Origin of the sequence: Bradyrhizobium sp. (genome assembly GCF_049581145.1) — a bacterium.
Classification (GTDB): Bacteria; Pseudomonadota; Alphaproteobacteria; order Rhizobiales; family Xanthobacteraceae; genus Bradyrhizobium.
In genome coordinates this window covers 1-3,960 of sequence record NZ_JBAURI010000526.1, presented here as the reverse complement: position 1 = coordinate 3,960, position 3,960 = coordinate 1, and the positions used below count along the sequence as shown (strand labels likewise).

Here is a 3,960-nt window from a genome sequence, read left to right as displayed (position 1 = left end):
GGCCAAGCCGCGCCGCAGGCTGCAACCCCGTCCCCGGCGCAGAACGACGCCGCCGCGCAACCGCCGTCGCAGGACAGCCAGCCGATGAATGACGTGCTGAAGCAGCTGTTCAACCGCTCCGCCAATTAGGCGCGGCATTCGATCCGGCCACAGTCCACTCGGCCACGCCAGCCCCTCAGGCGAACGCTCGTGGATAGGACGCGTTGTCGTAAATTCGTTGCTCCACGCACTCGCTCGTCATGCCCGGGCTTGTCCCGGGCATCCACGCCTCGCGGCGCCCACGGCGAGAAAGACGTGGATGGCCGGGACAAGCCCGGCCATGACGATGGGGGTACCCATCGGGATACCCGCGGGGAAACTGCTCGCGACCTGCGAGAGCGGCGCCGCGCCGGCCGGCAGGCTAACCATGCCGGGACCCTCCCGACCTCCCTTTTCATTCTGTGCTAACATTGCCGCGCCCGAGCGGGCCAGCTTGGGACGCGGCCGCCAACCGCTTCCGTGACCATGGGCGGCACGAGGGCCTGGATGACCGGGGTGACGAACAGGATCTGGTTTCTGCGCGGAGGGCTGTTCGCCAAATACGTGGTCTCGCTGGTTGGCCTGGTCGTGTTCGTGCTGGCGGTCAACGGCGCCACCGAGACCTGGATCGGCTACCGCGCCACCAAGACCGCGCTGACCGGCGCCCTGAGCGAAAAGGCCGAGGCCACCGCGAGGCGGATCGACCAGTCGATGGCCGAACTGGAACGGCAGATCAGCTGGGTGACGCGGGCGAGCGTCCAGCGGCTGGAAGACCGCCGCGCCGACTATGCCCAGCTCCTGAACCAGGTTTCCGCGGTCAGCCAGCTGTCCCAGCTCGACGGTCAGGGCCACGAGCAGCTGCGGCTGTCGCGCACCGCGATCGCCTACGGCACCGGCACCGATTTTTCCCGCGACCTCCGCTTCACCGAGACCGAGGCGCGCGGCGTCAGCTTCTCGCCGGCCACGTTCTCAGGTGCCCGGCCGTTGATGTCGATCTCGGTGGCGCATTCCGGCTTCAACGCCGGCATCACGGTGGCCGATATCGACCTCGGCTTCCTGTCGGAATTCCTGGGCGACGCCCAGGTCGGCAAGACGACCTTCGCCTATGTGGTCGACCCGCGCGGCCAGGTGCTGGCGAGCTCGGCCAAGGGACCGGAGATCGCGAGCAATCTCTCCGCCCTGCCCCAGGTCGCCGCACTGGCCACGCCGGCCGGCCAGCCGCTCACTTCGGGCACCGATGCCGAGGGCCATGCGGTGCTCAGCGCCGCCTCGACCCTGCCGAAACTCGGCTGGGTGGTGTATTTCGAGCAGCCGACTGCGCAGGCGCTGGCGCCGATCCGCGATCAGCTGCTGCGCGGTGCGCTTCTGATCGGGCTCGGCCTGATCGTCGCGATGCTGGCCGGCAGCGTGCTGGCGCGGCGCATGCTGGTGCCGATCACCGCGCTCTCGACCGGCGCACGGCGGCTCGGCGCCGGCGACTTCAGCCATCGCATCGACATCCACACCCATGATGAACTGGAGGAGCTGGCCGATCAGTTCAACAACATGGCGGGCCAGCTGGCGCAGACCTATTCGGTGCTGGAGACCAAGGTCGAGGAGCGCACCCGCGACCTCGCGCAGTCGATCAACGAATTGAAGGTGCTGGAGGAGGTCGGCCGCGCGGTGGCCGCCTCGCTCGATCTCAACGCCGTGCTGCCGACGGTCGCCGCCCGCGCGCTCGAGATCACCCATGCCGACGCGGTCTTGATCTACGGCCATGACGCCACCAAGCACCAGTTCAACCTAGTCGAGGCCAACGGCATCGACCGCTCGGCCGAAGGCGCGCATGTCACGATCGACGAGGCCCGGAGCATTCTGGGCGAGGCCGCGGCCAGCCGCGAGCCGGTCGCGATCGCCGATCTCACGACTGCGACCGACCACCTGTTGCGCGACGTCGCGATCACCGCCGGTTTTCATTCGGTGCTGGTGGTGCCGCTGGTCGACCAGCAGGGCGTGCTCGGCGCCCTCGTCGTGCTGCGCCGCGCCGCCGGCGACTTTCCGCAAAACCTGATCGGGCTGATGCGAACGTTCGCCAACCAGGCGGTGCTGGCGATGCGCAACGCGCGGCTGTTCACGGAAGTGGACCAGAAGGGCCGCGAGCTCGCCTCGACCCACTCGGTGGTGCAGCAGCAGGCCGCAAAACTCACCGAGCAGACCGAGCAGCTCAGGAACTGGAATCGTTCGCTGGAGGAGCGGGTGGAAAAACAGCTCGGCGAGATCGAGCGTATCCGCAAGCTGGAGCGCTTTCTCGCGCCCCAGGTGGCGCAGCTGATCGCCGCCTCCGACGGCCATGAGGGCCTGCTCGACAGCCATCGCCGCGAGGTGACCGTGGTGTTCTGCGACCTGCGCGGCTTTACGGCATTCACCGAGACCACCGAGCCGGAAGAGGCGATGAACGTGCTGCGGGAATATCACGCAGCGCTTGGCGAACTGATCTTCCGCTACGAGGGCACGCTCGACCGCTATGCCGGCGACGGCGTGATGGTCCTGTTCAACGCGCCGATCCAGTTCGAGGACCATACCAAGCGCGCGGTGAAGATGGCGCTCGAGATGCGCGACACCATCGGCGTCTTGACCGAGCGCTGGCGCAACCGCGGGCACAGTCTCGGCTTCGGCGTCGGCATCGCGCTGGGCTACGCCACGCTGGGCCAGATCGGCTTCGAGCACCGGCTGGAATACGCCGCGATCGGCAGCGTCACCAACCTCGCCTCCCGGCTGTGCGACGAAGCCAAGGCCGGCCAGGTGGTCGCCAGCCGCCGCGTCTACGGCATGGTCGAGCCCTGGGTCGACGCCGCGGCGCTGGATGATCTCGTGCTCAAGGGATTCAATCACCCCGTGCTGGCCATGGAGATTCTGCGCTGGCGCGAGGAGGTGGCGAATGTGGTCGAGGCGAGTGCGACGGCGCGGCGAAGGAAGTGACGGGCGGCCCCGGAGCGTCATTCCGGGTGTGGATGGCATAACGGCGTTCCGCCATCCGGATGCGGGTCCGCCTTCGGATCGCTATCCTGGGTCATGCCTCAGGATGCAGCCTGAGGGCTTGGGAACGACAGGTTTCAAGGAACCGGTCGTCCAGACCGTAGAATCGGTTTGAAGGGTCGAAGAAACTTTGTCTTTTGCGGCATTCGCTTCGCGGCGCTACGCGACGGCACTGTCGTTGATGGCTTTGATCTTCGTGAACAGCCGCGTCACCTTATTTTCATCGATCAGATGCTCCGGCCCAGTCGGCGCGACACTGGCAAACGGCGGCTCATAGAGCAGCCCCGGCTCCATGATGCCCTGATCAGTCAGATGCTCGATCACCATGTTGATGAATTCGATCTGAGCTGCCGTCGCCGTGCCGCCCGCGAGAAATTCTCCGAACGTCTCGCTGACCGCGGCACGATCAAGGCCGACCAGCGAGCGGACAAACCGTCCAAAGCCTTGGCTTGTTTCGCGCGCGCGGGCGATGTCATCGGCTTCGCCGATGCCGGCGGTCAGCAGCATTGGCCTTCTTGTCATCACCGTCATCGACGATGGTCCCCTGACCGCGACCGCCCTCCATGAACGGAATATGCTGATATTCTTTGAGCTGCGCGCGCCATGCCGCGGCATCGAAGGGCTTCTTGTCCATCGGCTCCAAGTGGCCGTGTCACCGGCCTTGCTGACCCGCGCCTCGGCCGCGTCTGGGTGAGATTCGTCGTCCATTCGATTATGCATCACGCCCTCCAATTCACGACATTCAGGCCTGGAATGCGATGGAATTCAGCGACTTTACGCGCTCACCGCTCATTGGCCTCGTCGCGAGCGAACTTGTAGCCGGGCGTGACGGCGGACAGCTGAACTCCTTGCGCAACCGAGCGGCCTGGCTGCAACCGTGCACGAACAATTTGGCATAACCGTCAATCCAATGAGAGCCACCTCACC

General features: G+C 66.2%; 3 protein-coding genes. 1 reads left to right on the top strand and 2 read right to left on the bottom strand.

The window, feature by feature from the left end; genetic code table 11:
* The first annotated feature begins 525 nt into the window (after nucleotides 1–525).
* A complete protein-coding gene (locus tag WCB02_RS17145) occupies nucleotides 526–2,976 on the top strand; it encodes an adenylate/guanylate cyclase domain-containing protein (protein WP_423959773.1) in 2,451 nt (816 codons plus the stop codon).
* 216 nt (nucleotides 2,977–3,192) lie between these two features.
* On the opposite strand, the gene WCB02_RS17140 is transcribed toward WCB02_RS17145, so the two are convergent.
* Both WCB02_RS17140 and WCB02_RS17135 read right to left on the bottom strand, forming a co-directional pair.
* Nucleotides 3,193–3,540 (bottom strand): type I restriction-modification enzyme R subunit C-terminal domain-containing protein, encoded by a 348-nt coding sequence (locus tag WCB02_RS17140; RefSeq protein WP_423959771.1) that lies wholly within the window; start codon nucleotides 3,538–3,540, stop codon nucleotides 3,193–3,195.
* Nucleotides 3,506–3,667, bottom strand: a complete 162-nt coding sequence (locus tag WCB02_RS17135) for a hypothetical protein (protein WP_423959769.1) — start codon at nucleotides 3,665–3,667, stop codon at nucleotides 3,506–3,508. The genes WCB02_RS17140 and WCB02_RS17135 overlap by 35 nt, the downstream gene beginning before the upstream one ends.
* Nucleotides 3,668–3,960 lie beyond the last annotated feature (293 nt).

Coding starts and splice junctions, on each gene's coding strand:
- WCB02_RS17145 (WP_423959773.1), top strand. CDS start 526: ATGACCGGGGTGACGAACAGGATCTGGTTTCTGCGCGGAGGGCTGTTC.
- WCB02_RS17140 (WP_423959771.1), bottom strand. CDS start 3,540: ATGCTGCTGACCGCCGGCATCGGCGAAGCCGATGACATCGCCCGCGCG.
- WCB02_RS17135 (WP_423959769.1), bottom strand. CDS start 3,667: ATGGACAAGAAGCCCTTCGATGCCGCGGCATGGCGCGCGCAGCTCAAA.